The sequence below is a fragment of the Nocardia heshunensis genome, from assembly GCF_054782115.1.
The window spans coordinates 262,823-277,280 of sequence record NZ_BAAGTC010000008.1 but is presented as its reverse complement, the minus strand read 5'-3'; the positions used below and the strand labels follow the sequence as shown (position 1 = coordinate 277,280).

16 protein-coding genes are annotated in these 14,458 nt (G+C 68.9%); 10 read left to right on the top strand and 6 right to left on the bottom strand.

What is annotated here, in order from left to right:
* Positions 1-107 precede the first annotated feature (107 nt).
* The 5 genes from ACYVN4_RS27485 to ACYVN4_RS27465 all read left to right on the top strand — a co-directional run bounded on the left by ACYVN4_RS27485 (position 108) and on the right by ACYVN4_RS27465 (position 4,125).
* Entirely contained in the window at positions 108-656 is a 549-nt protein-coding gene (locus ACYVN4_RS27485; RefSeq protein ID WP_460724893.1) for a helix-turn-helix domain-containing protein, read from the top strand.
* Positions 653-1,357, top strand: coding sequence for a heparin-binding hemagglutinin (locus tag ACYVN4_RS27480; RefSeq protein WP_460724892.1), 705 nt, complete (start codon positions 653-655; stop codon positions 1,355-1,357). The genes ACYVN4_RS27485 and ACYVN4_RS27480 overlap by 4 nt, the downstream gene beginning before the upstream one ends.
* Before the next feature lie 173 nt (positions 1,358-1,530).
* The gene (locus tag ACYVN4_RS27475; RefSeq protein ID WP_460724891.1) at positions 1,531-1,815 is read left to right on the top strand and encodes a DUF2516 family protein; all 285 of its coding nucleotides are present in this window, start codon (positions 1,531-1,533) and stop codon (positions 1,813-1,815) included.
* A gap of 135 nt (positions 1,816-1,950) precedes the next feature.
* Positions 1,951-2,973 (top strand): alpha/beta fold hydrolase, encoded by a 1,023-nt coding sequence (locus tag ACYVN4_RS27470; protein WP_460724890.1) that lies wholly within the window; start codon positions 1,951-1,953, stop codon positions 2,971-2,973.
* Positions 2,974-3,120: 147 nt separating this feature from the next.
* Positions 3,121-4,125 (top strand): alpha/beta fold hydrolase, encoded by a 1,005-nt coding sequence (locus ACYVN4_RS27465; RefSeq protein WP_460724889.1) that lies wholly within the window; start codon positions 3,121-3,123, stop codon positions 4,123-4,125.
* Positions 4,126-4,188: 63 nt separating this feature from the next.
* On the opposite strand, the gene purU is transcribed toward ACYVN4_RS27465, so the two are convergent.
* The gene (purU, locus tag ACYVN4_RS27460; RefSeq protein WP_379360489.1) at positions 4,189-5,070 is read right to left on the bottom strand and encodes a formyltetrahydrofolate deformylase; all 882 of its coding nucleotides are present in this window, start codon (positions 5,068-5,070) and stop codon (positions 4,189-4,191) included.
* A 57-nt stretch (positions 5,071-5,127) separates the two neighbouring features.
* Positions 5,128-5,676 carry a GNAT family N-acetyltransferase gene (locus tag ACYVN4_RS27455; RefSeq protein WP_460724888.1) on the bottom strand — a complete coding sequence of 183 codons (549 nt, stop codon included), beginning with the start codon at positions 5,674-5,676 and terminating at the stop codon, positions 5,128-5,130.
* Positions 5,677-5,748: 72 nt separating this feature from the next.
* On the opposite strand from ACYVN4_RS27455, the gene deoC reads away from it, so the two are divergent.
* Entirely contained in the window at positions 5,749-6,411 is a 663-nt protein-coding gene (gene deoC, locus ACYVN4_RS27450) for a deoxyribose-phosphate aldolase (RefSeq protein WP_460724887.1), read from the top strand.
* Here the strand turns inward: deoC and ACYVN4_RS27445 are convergent.
* Complete coding sequence (locus ACYVN4_RS27445) at positions 6,408-7,607, bottom strand: LmeA family phospholipid-binding protein (RefSeq protein ID WP_460724886.1); 1,200 nt, start codon at positions 7,605-7,607, stop codon at positions 6,408-6,410. The two genes, deoC and ACYVN4_RS27445, sit on opposite strands and share 4 nt — an antisense overlap.
* 111 nt (positions 7,608-7,718) lie before the next feature.
* On the opposite strand from ACYVN4_RS27445, the gene ACYVN4_RS27440 reads away from it, so the two are divergent.
* Complete coding sequence (locus ACYVN4_RS27440; protein WP_460724885.1) at positions 7,719-8,324, top strand: hypothetical protein; 606 nt, start codon at positions 7,719-7,721, stop codon at positions 8,322-8,324.
* A gap of 96 nt (positions 8,325-8,420) precedes the next feature.
* Positions 8,421-9,911 carry a hypothetical protein gene (locus ACYVN4_RS27435; RefSeq protein WP_460724884.1) on the top strand — a complete coding sequence of 497 codons (1,491 nt, stop codon included), beginning with the start codon at positions 8,421-8,423 and terminating at the stop codon, positions 9,909-9,911.
* A gap of 107 nt (positions 9,912-10,018) precedes the next feature.
* On the opposite strand, the gene ACYVN4_RS27430 is transcribed toward ACYVN4_RS27435, so the two are convergent.
* From ACYVN4_RS27430 to ACYVN4_RS27420, 3 genes are read right to left on the bottom strand one after another with little or no spacing between them, the layout of a single operon-like run.
* Positions 10,019-10,819: a class I SAM-dependent methyltransferase gene (locus ACYVN4_RS27430; protein WP_460724978.1), complete on the bottom strand. Its 801-nt coding sequence runs from the start codon at positions 10,817-10,819 to the stop codon at positions 10,019-10,021.
* The gene (locus ACYVN4_RS27425) at positions 10,789-11,304 is read right to left on the bottom strand and encodes a DUF2505 domain-containing protein (protein WP_460724883.1); all 516 of its coding nucleotides are present in this window, start codon (positions 11,302-11,304) and stop codon (positions 10,789-10,791) included. Before ACYVN4_RS27425 ends, ACYVN4_RS27430 begins: the two co-directional genes overlap by 31 nt.
* 31 nt (positions 11,305-11,335) lie before the next feature.
* On the bottom strand, positions 11,336-11,821 hold the full coding sequence (locus ACYVN4_RS27420) for a DUF2505 domain-containing protein (RefSeq protein WP_460724882.1): 486 nt from the start codon (positions 11,819-11,821) through the stop codon (positions 11,336-11,338).
* A 44-nt stretch (positions 11,822-11,865) separates the two neighbouring features.
* On the opposite strand from ACYVN4_RS27420, the gene ACYVN4_RS27415 reads away from it, so the two are divergent.
* Together ACYVN4_RS27415 and ACYVN4_RS27410 are read left to right on the top strand one after the other, a co-directional pair.
* Positions 11,866-12,957, top strand: a complete 1,092-nt coding sequence (locus tag ACYVN4_RS27415; protein ID WP_460724977.1) for a UDP-N-acetylmuramate dehydrogenase — start codon at positions 11,866-11,868, stop codon at positions 12,955-12,957.
* 64 nt (positions 12,958-13,021) lie between these two features.
* Positions 13,022-14,266: a L,D-transpeptidase gene (locus ACYVN4_RS27410; RefSeq protein WP_460724881.1), complete on the top strand. Its 1,245-nt coding sequence runs from the start codon at positions 13,022-13,024 to the stop codon at positions 14,264-14,266.
* Positions 14,267-14,458 lie beyond the last annotated feature (192 nt).

Below are 14,458 nucleotides of genomic sequence, written 5' to 3'. Positions count from 1 at the left end.
ACGCCGGTTGTTTGCCGGGTGGCATGTGATGAGCTGCGCTAGCAGAGCGCTTGCAAGAGTTAGCACCCCGTCCTAGAATTGTCCGTACAACCGCCGGAAGGTGAGTGATGAAGCACGATCCCGAGGTTCCCGAACCGATCGACGGCGACGAAGCGGAGACGTCCGCAGCCGCTGCCGAACGGGCGGGCCGCGTAGCCAACGCGGCGCACGACATCGGGGGCTTCATCCGGTCGCAACGCGAGGCCGCCCAGGTCTCCTTGCGACAGCTCGCACAGCTGGCGGGGGTGAGCAATCCGTACTTGAGTCAGATCGAGCGCGGGCTGCGTAATCCGTCCGCCGAGGTGCTCGCACAGATCGCGAAGGGTCTGCGGGTCTCCTCGGAGGTCTTGTACATGCGGGCCGGGTACCTCGAGCAGAGGCCGCACGGCCCTGTCCGGGATGCCCTGCTGGCCGACGTCTATCTGACCGAACGTCAGAAACAGGTCCTCCTGGACATCTATGAATCGTTCCGCCGCGAGGCCGAGACCTCGAATCCGGTGGACGAGGACAGAGGGGACGCAACGAACCTGATGGGGGGCGTTCCCGGGGGAAACAGGGACAACGAGGTTCCGAACCGTACAACCGAAGTTCCGCCACGCCAGGAGAACGAACCATGACCGAGCCCAAGCTCACCGCCACCGTGACCAAGCCGATCTACGCGACCGTCGGCGCCGGCGATGTCCTCTACGCCACCGTGCTGGACGTCGTCTCGCAGATCCGCGAGCGCGCCACCTCCGCCGACGTGCAGGGCCGCATCGAAGAAGCCCGCGAGCGCTTCGCCAACCTCCCGGCCGACCTGCAGGAGCAGGCCGAGACGCTGCGTCAGCGCGTGCAGGCGCTGCCGTCCGAGCTGCCCGAGGACCTGGCCGAGCTGCGCGAGAAGGCCACCCCCGAAGAGCTGCGCAAGCTGGTCGACACCTACTACCACCAGCTGCTGGAGTTCTACGCCGACCTGGCCGCCCGCGGCGAGGAGACCGTCGAGAAGGTGCGCCACAGCGAGTATGTCGAGTCGCTGATCAGCCGCGGCGACGCCTTCCTGAACCAGGATGCGGTCACCAGCGCCCAGGATGCCTTCGACAAGGCGCGGGCGCAGGCCGAGGCGGCCTTCGAGAAGGCGTACGAGCAGGTCGGCCCGTACCTCGGTCTGGCCAAGGACGGCGAAGAGGCGCCGGCCGACGAGGCCGTCGACGCCGAGGTCGTGGACGTGACCACCGAGACCGCTCCGGTCGAGGACGAGGCTCCGGTCGCCAAGGCGCCCGCCAAGAAGGCTCCGGCCAAGAAGGCTCCGGCCAAGAAGGCCGCGCCCGCGAAGAAGTAATTCGCGACAGCCGAAAAAGCTTGTAGCCCTCGCACACTCAGGTGTGCGAGGGCTACTGCCGTTTCGGGGTGCCGGGCTCGCGGGGGCGCGTCTGTAAACGTTGCGTTCGAAAACCCGTGTCGCGGCGCGAAGCTCCGGTGGCCAGGGCCGCGCTCCGTATGATGGATGGGGTGATGGGAATTCCCGCTTTGATTCTGTGGGCGTTGAAGCTAGGTGCGATCGGCATGACCGTGTTCGCGCTCGTGCACGCGATTCGCCAGCGCCCGGACGCCTTCACGGCCGTGGACAAGCTGACCAAGCCGGTGTGGATCGCCATCCTGCTGGCCGCGCTCGGCGTGTTGCTGCTGCCCATCTCGCTGCTCGGCATCCTCGGCATCGCCGCGGTCATCGCGACCGGCGTCTACCTCGCCGACGTGCGCCCCAAGGTCGACGAGATCCAGCGCGGGCCGCGCTGGTAACCGGCCTCTCGATTCCTGCGGCCGCCGCCCGGACCATCCGGGTGGCGGCCGTTTTTCATTTTCCGGGGTGCTTGCACTAGCTAGCACCGGGTGATGCGGGTTACTGTATCGATCAGTAACACAAAGGAGTGTCCTATGCGGGCAACGCTGCCTCATCCTGCGGACCTCGGCCGAAAGGTCCGTGACCTGGTGCGCGAGCACCGGGCCGACCTGCGCACCCAGACCTACGCCAATGCGGATCTGAATCCGCCGGCCGGTCCCTACGAGGTCGTACCGGTCACCGCCACCGACGGAGCTCGGCTGCGGGTGCATGCCTACGGTCCCGCCGACGGCAATGTGATCGTGCTGGTGCACGGCTGGACCTGCTGCCTCGAATACTGGAACCCCCAGATCAACGCCTTCGCCGGCGAGTACCGCGTCATCGCCTACGACGTGCGCGGCCACGGCGAGAGCGAACTCGGCACCGCCCCGCTCACCACCGATCAGCTCGCCGACGATCTCGCCGACGTCCTGGACGCCGTGCTGAAGCCAGGCCAGCGGGCGGTCCTGGTGGGACACAGCCTGGGCGGCATGACCGTTCAGGCCTGGGCGGGCCGCTACCCGCAGCGGGTGCGGCGGCAGCTGGCCGCGGTGCTGCTCACCAATACCGCCGCCGGCGATCTCATCGCCGAGACCACGGTGGTCCCGTTCTTCAATCGCGGACTCGTCAAGTTGCCGTTCGTGGCCGGCCTGCTGGGCTTGAGCGCGCCCATCGTCTTCCCGCCGTTCGCGCCGATCAAGTGGGTGTTCCGGCGGCAGATCATGAGCCTGGCCACGGTCGGCGAGGTCGCGGACTACGCCCAGAACATCGTCCGTTCGTGCCCGGCGCGGGTGCGCGGCCGGTTCGGCACCCTGCTGTCCTACCTGGATGTCGGGCGCGGCGCCGCCAACCTGACCGTGCCGACCACCATCCTCGCGGGTTCGGCCGATGACATGACGCCGCCCGTGCACGCGGAGCGGATCGTCGAAATGCTCACCGAGGCGGGCAGTCTCGAGGTTTACCGGGTACTGCCGACCGGGCATCTCGGAAATGTGGAGGCGTACCGGGAGTTCAACGGCGAACTCGACCGGGTTGCCAAGTCCGCGTTCGGGATTCCGGCGCGGGTGGTGGGTGCCTGAGGGGTGGGTCCGCCCACCCCTTGGGGACCTACTGCGGGACGCGTATCACCGCGAACCTTGTTGTATAGCAAGAAGATATATGAGTGCTTGCACTAGCAAGCACCCGGGTTAGCGCGCTACTGTGGTTTGGAACACAAAGGAGTGCTCATGCTGGTGAAACTGCCGGAAGCCGGTGTCGGCGCAGACGCGCTGACCGCTCCCTTCCGTTCCGGACTGCGATCGCGCCACTACCGGACCCCCTCCCTGAATACCCCCGCCCCCGCCGAGGTCATCCCCGTGACGACCCGCGACGGTGTCCGGCTGCGCGTGCACGCCTACGGCCCCGCCGACGGCGACGTGATCGTGCTGGCGCACGGCTGGTCCTGCGCCATCGAATACTGGGCCCCGCAGATCAACGCCTTCGCCGGCGAGTACCGCGTGATCGCCTTCGATCAGCGCGGCCACGGCGAAAGCGAGACGGGCACCCGCGCTTTCAGCGCCGATCAGCTCGCCGACGACTTCTCCGACCTGCTCGACGCGGTGCTGCGTCCCGGGCAGCGCGCGGTGCTGGTCGGACACAGCATGGGCGGCATGACCATTCAGGCCTGGGCCGACCGCTACCCGCATCAGGTCCGGCACCGCGCCGCCGCGGCGCTACTGGCCACCACGGCCGCACGCCAGATTCCCAACCGCGCCACCGTGATTCCGCTGCTCAACGATGTCATCCCCGGCCCGGACTGGCTGGCGCTGGCACTGTTCGGCACCCCGGTCCCGCTGCCCGGCGGCCCGGCGGTCCACCTGATCGCCAAGCACCGGCTGATGACCCGCTCGGCGACCCGCGACCAGATCCTCTTCGGCACCTCGATCGTCCGGTCCTGCCGTCCGTCGGTGCGCGCGGCCGTGGCTCGGGGGCTGTTGGAGCTCGATCTGCACGGCGCCGCAGCGAATCTCACGGTGCCGACCACGGTCATCGCGGGTTCCCAGGACCGGCTGCTGCCGGAGGTGCACTCGCGCGAGATCGCCGACACCCTCGCGGCCGCAGGCCATCTCGACCGCTACGCCGTGCTGCCCACCGGGCACCTGGTGAACATCGAGGCCGAGAAGGCATTCAATGTCGAACTGCACCGGCTGATCCGGCGTTCGCGTCGTTCGACGGTCGCCGCCGCGGTCTGATCCGCCCCGAACGACAAACGCCCGCCCCCGTGAAAATGGGGGCGGGCGTTGGCTTTCCGTGACCTATTCGAAGACGACGGTGCGGCGCCCGTGCACCAGCACCCGGCCCTCCAGATGCCAGCGCAGTCCGCGGGCCAGCACCACGCGCTCGATGTCGCGGCCCTGCCGGACCATGTCGTGCACGGTGTCGGAGTGGTCGATGCGGGTCACGTCCTGCTCGAGGATCGGGCCCGCGTCCAGCTCGGCGGTGACGTAGTGGCAGGTCGCGCCGATCAGCTTCACGCCGCGCGCGAACGCCTGGTGGTACGGCCGCGCGCCGACGAAGGACGGCAGGAAGCTGTGGTGGATATTGATGGCCTTGCCCGCCCAGTGCTCGCACAGTTCGGCGGGCAGCACCTGCATGAAGCGGGCCAGCACCACGGCGTGCGGGTCGTGCACGTCGACCAGTTCCCGGACCTGCTCGAAGGCCGGACCGCGTTCGGCCGGGTCCTTCGGGAAGGGCACGTAATGGAACTTCACGCCGTGCGCCTCGGTCATCTCGGCCAGGTCCGGGTGGTTGCCGATGACGGCCTCGATGGTCGCGGGCAGTTCACCGCTGTTCGCGCGGCCGAGCAGGTCGTGCAGGCAGTGGCCATCCTTGGAGACGAGCAGCACCGCGCGTCGGCGCTCACCGGTGTCGTGCACCTGCCAGTCGGTTTCCGGTCCCAGGTCGGCGGCTACGGCGGTGAACCGATCCCGCAGTTCGGTCAGATCGAACGGCACGGTCGCGGCCTTGATGGCCTGCCGGGTGAAGAACCATCCGGTCTCCAGATCGGAGTGATACCCCGCCTCCACGATCGACCCGCCGAAATCGGCGATGAACGAGGTGATGCGGGCAATGATGCCGGGACGGTCGGGACAGCCGAGGGTGAGCACGAAGCGACGGTCATCCGGGGTAGAACTCATCCGGATATTCTCCCAGCAACCCCCGGGCAGGCAGCAAACGGGTGAATCAGCGACCTTTTACAGGTTGTAGAAGGCGTCGGCGTAGCGGAATTCGCCCTTGATCTCGAGCTCGTAGGCGGTCAGCGGCCGGACCTGGAAGTGCGAGGTCCAATCCGCGACATCGGGCACGATGCCCAGCCGCGCACCCGGCACGAACCCGAACCGGGGGTAGTACTCGAGGCTGCCCAGCAGCCCGACGATCGGTTCGTCGAGGGCGTCGGCCGCGCCCAGGGCGGCATGCATGAGCGCCGAGCCGATGCCCTTGCCCTGCTGGTCGCCGCGGACCCCGATCGGGCCCAACGCCAGCACCGGGAACGGGCCGATGCCCGCGCGGGTGAGGCAGGCGTGGCCGATCACCTGATCCTGGAATTCCGCCACCAGCGACAGGGTCGGGATCCAGGCGGAGCCGTCGTCGCGCAACCGGTGCACGAGTTCGACTTCTACGGGGTCGCCGACCGCTGGTGAAGAGGGGATATCGCCGTCGGCAGCCGCGGAGCCTTCGAAGGCGCTGCGGTGCACCGCGTCGATCGCGGCGGCATCGCCGGTACGTTCACGACGGATCAGCACGCCTACAAGCATGCGTGACAGCGGCGGCGGCCCGCAACGAAATTCGCTCCGCATGTGCCAAACTCGGTGCTCATGGCACTGATTTCCCGTCGTGACGTGGCGGCGATGATCGATCACACCCTGCTGGCCCCCGAAGCCACGCCCGCCGACGTGACCGCGCTGATCGACGAAGCGCGCGCGTTGGGCGTGTTCGCTATCTGCGTGTCGCCGTCCATGCTGCCGGTGCGTGCACCCGGCCTGGTGGTGGCCACGGTCGCGGGTTTCCCGTCCGGCAAACATCATTCACTGGTGAAGGGGGCGGAGGCGCGGCTGGCGGTGGATCAGGGCGCGGCCGAGGTCGACATGGTGATCGACGTGGGCGCGGCGAAGGCGGGGGACTACAACGCGGTGCTGGCCGACATCGTCACCGTGCGCGAAGCCGTCGGGGACCGGGCACTGCTCAAGGTCATCATCGAATCCGCCGCCCTGGACGACACCGCCATCGTCGAGGTGTGCCGGGCCGCGGAGAAGGCGGGCGCGGATTTCGTGAAGACCTCCACCGGTTTCCATCCGGCGGGCGGGGCGAGCGCGCACGCGGTGGCCCTCATGGCCGAGACCGTGGGCGGGCGGCTCGGAGTGAAGGCCAGCGGCGGCATTCGCACCTCGGCGCAGGCGGCGGACATGATCGCCGCCGGCGCCACCCGACTGGGACTGTCGCGGTCTCGTGAAGTGCTGGAAGGGTTTTCCGACGACTAGCAGCTGACGGTCTGCTGCTGCCCCTGACTCTGATCGGCGGTCACCTGGGTGTGGCCGCCCTGCAGGGTGATGTGCAGGCCGGCGTTGGTGACCTCCACCTTGGTGGGCTGCAGGCCCATCGGGTAGGTCTGCAGGCTCTCGGTCAGGGCCTGCACGATGCCGGAGACCAGATCGGTGGGCAGCCCGAAGCCGAGCAGTGACGCCTGCACGGTGTCGACCTCGATCTTGTCGCCGACGATCTTCGGCTTGACCTGCAGCTGGGCCAGACCGCCCAGCACCGAGAAGCTCAGCGTGCCGGAGTTGGCGTCCGCGGCGGTCGCCGACACCAGGCCGCCGAGGGTCTTGGTGATGCCGTCGGTGCTCCAGGTGACGTCGGCATTCGAGCTGCCGATCGTCAGTTCCTTGCCGTCGCTGCTGTATTCGACGTCGTCGAAGACCGAGTGCACCACCATGCCCTGCGCCGGGCCGAATTTCACGTCGTCGCTGTCGACGTTCACCCGGGAGACCTTGTGGTCGAAGGCGGTGAGCAGCAACGGCTTCCAGCCGAACGAGACATCGATCTTGGAGCCCATGCTGGCCTGGAACTGGTTGCTGATGCACTTCTCGGCCCGGTTGCGGGCGTACGCCTCGCCACCGGCCAGGCCGCCCGCCACCAGCAGCGCCACCACCAGGCCCACGATGATCAGGGTCTTCTTGCGATTCCGCGGCTTGCGTGGCGAACCGCCCTCGCCGCCACCGACATTCATCGGGGGCGGGGGAGTGCCGGGCGGGGGCTGGAAGCCCTGCGGTGCCGGGATGCCGCCCGAGGCGTCGGTGGCGTACCCGGCGGGCAGCACCGTGGTCGCGGTCGATCCGGTGCCCGGCTGGCCGGGCCCGGTGTTCGCACCGACCGCGTAGGCCGCTTCACCCGGGTGCAGCACCTCGGTGGGCGCTTCGACCTGCTGGGCGGCGGGATCGGTCCACCATTCGGTGGCCGCGGTCTGCTGGGCGCCACCCTGCCCGTTCAACACCTCGGTGGCCGAGTCGTGCTGTGCGGCTAGGACTTCGGTGGGCGTGCTGTCCGGCTTGCCGAGATCGACCGGCTGCGCGGTGGGATCGGCCTGTACGGTCGCGTCGGAGGACTGCGCGGCCGAGCCTTCAGGCTTCGCAGTGGTGTCCCGCTTGGTCGCGTCGTCCGAGGTGGGTTCCGAACTCATGGGGGCGATTCTTCCCGAGCTTTCTGTGTGAGCTCTGAGCTTCCCGTGAGGTGTCGGCTCACACGCGCGGATTGTGACGTAACACACAGGGGTGCGCTTATCCTGAATGTCATGGCTGGCAACGCGGCACCGGAGCCCGATCCGGAAGACGGATGGCGGGCGTTGCGAGACCTGGCCGGGCGGCACGCGGGGTACTTCACCACCCATCAGGTGCTGCGCAGCGGCTGCGAACTCCAGATCCGGGACGGGTTGCGCGACGGCAGCATTCTGCGTTCCGGCGTCGGGTTGCTGCGCTTGGCCGACTGGCCGGACGGGCCGCTGGACGAATACGCCATGTGGTCGGCCTGGTTCGACGGGGCAGCCGCGGTCTCACATCACAGCGCCGCCGAATTGCACGGGCTCGGCCGATTGCGGCCCCGGTTCGTGCACCTCTCGGCCCGGGTCGGGCGGTTCCCGCTGTCGCCGCGGCTGGTGGTGTTGCGGCGCAGTTTCGCCCGTAAGGATGTGGAATCGGCGGGGGCGTTCCTGGTGACGACGCCGCTGCGGACCGTGTTGGATCTGGCGGAGGCGGGCATCGGGCAGGCCGCCCTGGACGAGGTGGTGGCCGACGCGGTCGCCATCCACCGCTGTGCTCGCGCCGAAATCCGTTCCGCCAGTGCCGCTCTGGATCCACCGACGGCGGCCCGCCTGCATCGCGCGCTGACCCGCACCCGGTAGGACCCGCGTTAGCAGCCTGCGGGACCCGTTGGCGGAGCCCGCACGGCGCATCCTTCGAGTTTTGCGCGAACCGGATTCGTGGCAGGGTGACTGTTCATGGGCAAGGTCGGTGCGGGTGTGTGGGATCTGGTTTTTCCGCCGGGGCCGCCCGAACTGATCGCGGACATGTTCTCCGCCGCGGTGGTCGCCGACGCGATCCGGCCCTATGACGCCGATCTGGCGCAGTCGGTGGAGACCTGCCGGGATTGGCGGCACGGCTACCACCGGGTCTTCCGCGGCATGACGGCGCTGGCGATCAGCGCGCCGGAGGTCTCGCTCGGCATGGCCGCGGCGGGCCTGGACTCGGTGCGGCACATGCTGCGTTTCGCGGTCGGGCGCACGGTCGCGACCCTGGACACCGTCGATGTCGACGCGGAAGCCGATGCGGCCGTGCTGGACACCGCCGAGGTGGCGGGCGAGGCCGCGGCGGTGACGCGGCTCGAGGTGCCCTATCGCGGATTGCTGTTGTCGGGCGAATCGCTGCGGGAGCAGCTGGCCGAATGGCAGCAGCGCGGCATTCTGGAGGCGGATTTCGTGGCCGCGCTCGAGCGGGTCATCGAGCATCCGGAATGGTTGCGACTGCCCGGTTTCCAGATGACCGTGACCGGTGCGGGCGCGGAACTCGGCCCGTTGCGGCCGCTGCTGTCGTGGGGTGCGGACGTGCTCGCGGTGGATCGGCCCGGCAAGGCGCGTTGGGAGCGGTTGCGGGCGGCCGCGAAGGCCGGGGCCGGTGTCATGCGCTTTCCCGTCACGGACTCCGAGCCCGGCGTGGATATCGCCAGAAGCTTTCCGGCGCTGGCCCGTTGGATCACCGCCCACAGCGCGGGCCGCCCGGTGCTGGGCCGCTACGCGGAACTGCCCGGAGCCGCCGGGGTGCGCCTGGCCGCCGCCTCCGACGTGCTCGCCGAAACCCTGCTGCGCCACCACCCGGATGCCGCTCTCGCGCTGCTGGGTTCCCCGACCGACACCTACGCCGTCCCTGCGTCCGTGGTGGCGGCGGCCCGGGATCGCCTGGTGCGCCGCGGTTTCCGCGGCAGCGCCCAGGATCTGCTGCACCGCGTGGCCCCGAACTCGCTCTACCGCCTCAACTACGCCCGCCCGATCTTCGACACCGAGGGCGGCGCCTGGGGCCTGTTCGACAACCTCCCCGCCCTCGCCGGACCGGATTACGCCCTGGCCCAACGCCTCCCGCGCTGGCGCGCCGTACTCGCCCGCGCCGCCGGCCACCCCGTCTCCTTCACGGTTGCCCCACCCGCCTGGACCCGCAGCCTCGCCCGCGACAACGGCTGGCGCACCACGGCCTACCGCGCCGCCTCCCACTTCGGCATCGAAGTCTTCGATCCGGCGACGGCCCGCACCCTGCTGGCGGCCAAACTCGTCGCCGATCTCTATGCCCCGGAAGAACTTTCGACGGCCAATCCGGAAGCGCTCTTCGCTACCGGCGCTGCCCACGGCGGCCTGTGGCGTCAGCCCTTCGCCCCGCGTTCCCTGCTGGCCCCCGCCGCCGTCTCCGGCACCGTGCGCGAGGTGCTCCACAAGCTCCAATGATCCGCGCAGCTCACCCCGTCATTCCGGCGTGCTTTTGGCCGGAATCCAACGCTGCGGGTGTGGATCCCAGCCAAAAGCACGCTGGGATGACGGGGTTGGTGCGCCGCCTACGGCAGGGGCGCGACCGCGGACCACGGGACCGTCAGCACGTTGTCGCGCAGGCGGCGGCGGTCCGGGCGGAGTGGAAATCCTTGTTCGCGTAGCAGGTTCGCGGCGTGTCGCCAGCGGACGCGCGGGCCGTAGGGGGCCAGGGGGGCGGCGACGGCCCAGGCGCGGTCGGCGGCCGTCAGCAGGGTGTGGATGGGTTCGCCGGGGATGTTGCGGTGGATGAGGGCCTTGGGGAGGCGTTCGGCGATGTCGGAGGGGACCTCGACGGTGAAGGGGTCCCAGGCCAGGGTGAGCGACAGCGGGCGGGTGCGGTCGAGCAGGACCCAGGCGCAGCGGCGGCCGAGTTCGTCGCAGGTGCCGTCGAGGAGGAGGCCGTCGGGGGCGAGGCCGGACTGGATGGTCGACCAGGCTTCGGGGACGGCGGATTCCGGATACTGGCGCAGCACGTTGAAGGCGCGGACCAGGGTGGGGCGCAGGCCCGCGAGTTCGAAGCCGCCGCGGGCGAAGACCACGTTGTCGCGCCCGGGCACCACGCGCTCGGGATCGATTTCGAGGCCGACCACGCGCAGATCGGGTCGGACGGTGCGCAGCCGGGCTGCCATTTCCAGCGTGGTGACCGGCAGCGCCCCGTAGCCGAGGTCGACGACGAGCGGATCGGTGGCGTCCAGCAAACGCTTGGTAATCAAGGGTTCGTGGACGAGCCACCGGTCGCTGCGGCGCAGTCTGTTGATGCCGGTGGTGCCTCGGGTAATCGTCCCGATCGGTTTGTTTACCCGACGGGGTGTTGCTGATCCAGCCAGTTCTTCGTCACCTCGGCCTCGGCGCGGAACAGGTCCACCAGGTTCACCAGCATGAGCTGTTCGAGCTTGCGCCCGAAGAACGGCACGTGCACCTGCGCATGCGAGGAGGTGCGCAGCGTGCAGCCGGTGTCGGTGGGGAACAAACGCATGGTGCCGCCGAGAGTGCCTGGGCTACCAGGGATTTCGGCGGTGTACTCACCGGTCGTCTCGGGCCCGTAGGGCCCGTAGGTCTCGCGGCGGGTGATCACCATGTCCTTGTGCACGACCAGCTGGGCCATATCGGGCAGCTGGTCGCGGGGGAGCACATGCCGCAGTTCGACGGTGATGCCGTCGTCGCCGGAGTCGAGGCTGACGATGTCGTTCGGGGAGTGCTTGCGCAATTCCTCGATGCGGGCATCCCAGTGCTCACGGTTCATCATCGCCGCGTACACCTCTTGCGTGGTGTGCAGCGGATAACGCGCGGAGTAGTCGAGTCGGCGGGCCACGATCGCTCAGGTTACTGCCGGGCGACCCTCGTCAGTGCGAACTCAGCCAATTGTCGGTGAACTCGGCCTCGCGCTCGAGCAGCGCGGTGAGGTGCTCCTGGATCGCGGCCTCGATCTTCTTGCCGAAGAGCGGGATCTTCACGTCGATGGACGCGTCCACCACGAAGGTGGAGCCGGTGCCGTCGTCGGTCACGGTCAGCGTGCCGTTCACGGTCGCGGGCGCCCCCTCGACCTGGGCCTCGACGGTGCCGCCGCTGCCGTGCCAGGACTCGGTGCGCGGAATGACCAGACCGTTCGGCTTGATCGCGGTGATCTGCGGGGGCAGTTCCTCGGCCGGAATGGTCTGCACCATCTCGACGCGCACCTGATCACCATTGATGACCAGGTTCTCGATGCGGGCGTTCGGCCCGCCGACCGACTCGATGCGGTCCTTCCAGTACTGCTCGTCGGCGAACGCCGCGCGCACGGCGGCCATGGAGTGGGTCGAGTGCGCGGTGAAGGCCAGAGGTGTCGCCATGGTCGGACAGGCTACCGTCTGTGCCTGTGCGTACTTCTCGGGTGGTGTCCTTCGACGACCTGGCCGACCGGCTGACGGCGACCGGTGCGAGCCTGCGCGCCGACGTGCCGCTGGCTGAGCTGACGACCCTGCGGGTCGGCGGCCCGGCCACCGTGGCCGAGTGCGCGAGCACCGACGCGCTGGTGGCGACCGTGCGGGAACTGGACGCGGCCGGAATCCCGGTGCTGCTCATCGCGGGCGGCTCGAACCTGCTCATCGGTGACGACGGCTTCGACGGCGTGGTGGTGCGGATCGCCAACGCCGGGGTGGAGATCTCCGGCGACGCGGTGATCGCCGAGGCGGGCGCGAACTGGGACGCGGTGGTCGCCGCCACGGTCGAGGCCGGTTTCGGCGGCCTCGAATGTCTCTCCGGCATCCCCGGTTCCGCGGGCGCGACGCCGGTGCAGAATGTCGGCGCGTACGGCGTCGAGGTGGCGGGTTTGCTGCGCCGGGTGCGGTTGCTGGACCGTGCGACCGGCGAGATCCGCTGGGTCGAGCCCGGGGAGCTCGGATTCGGTTATCGCACTTCGGTTCTCAAGCACAGCGCGGCCGCGGTGGTGTTGGCGGTCGAATTCGCCCTGCGCGCCGATGGTTCCAGCGCCCCGCTGCGCTACCGCGAACTGGCGAACGCGCTCGGGGTTGTTGAGGGGGAGTCGTGTCCGGCGGCCGCGGTGCGCGCGGAGGTGCTGCGTTTGCGGGCCTCCAAGGGCATGGTGCTGGATCCGGAGGATCATGACACCTGGAGTGCCGGTTCGTTCTTCACCAATCCGGTCATTCCGGACGGGCGGGTGGCGGCGGTGCGCGCGGCGATCGCATCACATGTGGGTGCGGACGTGGCCGTCCCCACGTTCCCGGCCGACGGCGGGGTAAAGTTCTCCGCGGGCTGGCTCATCGAGCGCGCCGGCTTCGCCAAAGGCTTTCCGGGCGACGGGTCCCCAGCACGTTTGTCGACCAAACACACGCTGGCACTGACCAATCGGGGCGCGGCCACCGCGACCGATCTGGTCACCCTCGCCCGTACGGTTCGCGACGGGGTTGCTGAGCGCTTCGGCATCGTCCTGGAACCCGAACCCGTTAACGTGGGTGTGAGCCTGTAGCGAGTGGCATTTGCCACGAATTCAGCGTCCGGGATACACGGTTTGCGGGGGTAGGGTCGAGCAAGTGAGCAATCGAGGACTGTCCCGTCGCGCTGCCCTCTGGGCGGCGCTGGCGGCGTCGACTGCAGGTGTCGTGGCGGCGTGCTCGTCGTCCGGTAAGGGTGGTGGCGGCGGCCCCGAACAGCCCGCCGCCCCGGCTGCCAAGGTCACGCTGGAACCCGCCAACAACGCCGCGAACGTCAACCCGACCGCGGCCGTGACCGTGTCGGTGACCGGCGGCCGCATCGACCAGCTAGCGCTGACGAACGCCAATGGCAAGCAGGTAACCGGCACCTTCGATGCCGCTCGCAGCAAGTTCACCGTTAATGAAGTGCTCGGCTACGGAGTCACCTACACCTGGTCGGGCACCGCGATCGGCACCGACAACAAGCCGGTCGCCATCGACGGCAAGTTCAGCACCGTCAGCCCCAAGTCGACCGCCCCGGCCACCATCAATATCGGTGACGGCCAGGAGGTCGGCATCGCGGCCTCGATCATGTTGCAGTTCAAGGGACATGTCGAGAACAAGGCCGCGGTCGAGAAGGCGCTGACCGTGACCGCGACCCCGGCGACCGAGGGCTCCTGGGCCTGGCTGCAGGACGACAACGGCGGTTCCCGGGTGCACTGGCGGCCGCGCGAGTACTGGCAGCCCGCCACCACCGTGCACGTCGCGGCCAAGCTCTACGGCCTCGACCTGGGTAGCGGCCTGTTCGGCGACTCCGACCTCACCTCCGACTTCAAGATCGGCCGCTCGCAGATCGTGCGCGGTTACGCGCCCTCGCATCGTGTGCAGGTGATCCGCGACGGCGCGACCCTGTTCGACTTCGCGTGCAGCTACGGCGAGGGCAACGAGGACCGCAATGTGACCCGCTCGGGCATCCACGTGGTGACCGAGAAGTACGAGGACTTCGTCATGTCCAACCCGCCGTTCTACACGAACGCGCGCGAGCGTTGGGCCGTCCGCATCTCCAACAACGGCGAATTCATCCACGCCAACCCGCAATCCGCGGGCGCGCAGGGTAATTCGAACGTCACCAACGGCTGCATCAACCTCAGCACCGCGGATGCCCAGTCCTACTTCCCGACCGCCCTCTACGGCGATCCGGTCGAGGTCACCGGCACCCGCATCCAGCTCTCCGCCGCCGACGGCGACATCTACGACTGGACCATCGACTGGGACACCTGGAAGAGCCTCTCCGCCTTGGAAGGCGAACCCAAGAACCAGATCTCCGCGACCCCTCTCGCCCCCCAGCCGGTCGGCGGCCGCTGACAATTCCCGTCCGTTCCCGGCCACCGAATTAATTCGGTGGCCGGGTCCCGTTGCGCCTCAGTACAGTCCTCCGAGTACAGCGAACAGCGAAGTGAGCGGGCCGGAAGCGGTCGGTTATCGGATCAGAGGGTTGCGGGTTCGATTCCCGTCGGAGGCATTGTCTCCGTAGCTCAACCGGAAGAGCATCTGGCA

Excerpts from the sequence above, each read along its gene's own strand:
- ACYVN4_RS27475 (WP_460724891.1), top strand. The coding sequence starts at position 1,531 with ATGGGAATTCCCGCTTTGATTCTGTGGGCGTTGAAGCTAGGTGCGATC.
- ACYVN4_RS27420 (WP_460724882.1), bottom strand. The coding sequence starts at position 11,821 with ATGGCGACACCTCTGGCCTTCACCGCGCACTCGACCCACTCCATGGCC.
- ACYVN4_RS27470 (WP_460724890.1), top strand. The coding sequence starts at position 1,951 with ATGCGGGCAACGCTGCCTCATCCTGCGGACCTCGGCCGAAAGGTCCGT.
- ACYVN4_RS27480 (WP_460724892.1), top strand. The coding sequence starts at position 653 with ATGACCGAGCCCAAGCTCACCGCCACCGTGACCAAGCCGATCTACGCG.
- ACYVN4_RS27485 (WP_460724893.1), top strand. The coding sequence starts at position 108 with ATGAAGCACGATCCCGAGGTTCCCGAACCGATCGACGGCGACGAAGCG.
- ACYVN4_RS27435 (WP_460724884.1), top strand. The coding sequence starts at position 8,421 with ATGGGCAAGGTCGGTGCGGGTGTGTGGGATCTGGTTTTTCCGCCGGGG.
- ACYVN4_RS27440 (WP_460724885.1), top strand. The coding sequence starts at position 7,719 with ATGGCTGGCAACGCGGCACCGGAGCCCGATCCGGAAGACGGATGGCGG.
- ACYVN4_RS27445 (WP_460724886.1), bottom strand. The coding sequence starts at position 7,607 with ATGAGTTCGGAACCCACCTCGGACGACGCGACCAAGCGGGACACCACT.
- ACYVN4_RS27465 (WP_460724889.1), top strand. The coding sequence starts at position 3,121 with ATGCTGGTGAAACTGCCGGAAGCCGGTGTCGGCGCAGACGCGCTGACC.
- deoC (WP_460724887.1), top strand. The coding sequence starts at position 5,749 with ATGGCACTGATTTCCCGTCGTGACGTGGCGGCGATGATCGATCACACC.
- purU (WP_379360489.1), bottom strand. The coding sequence starts at position 5,070 with ATGAGTTCTACCCCGGATGACCGTCGCTTCGTGCTCACCCTCGGCTGT.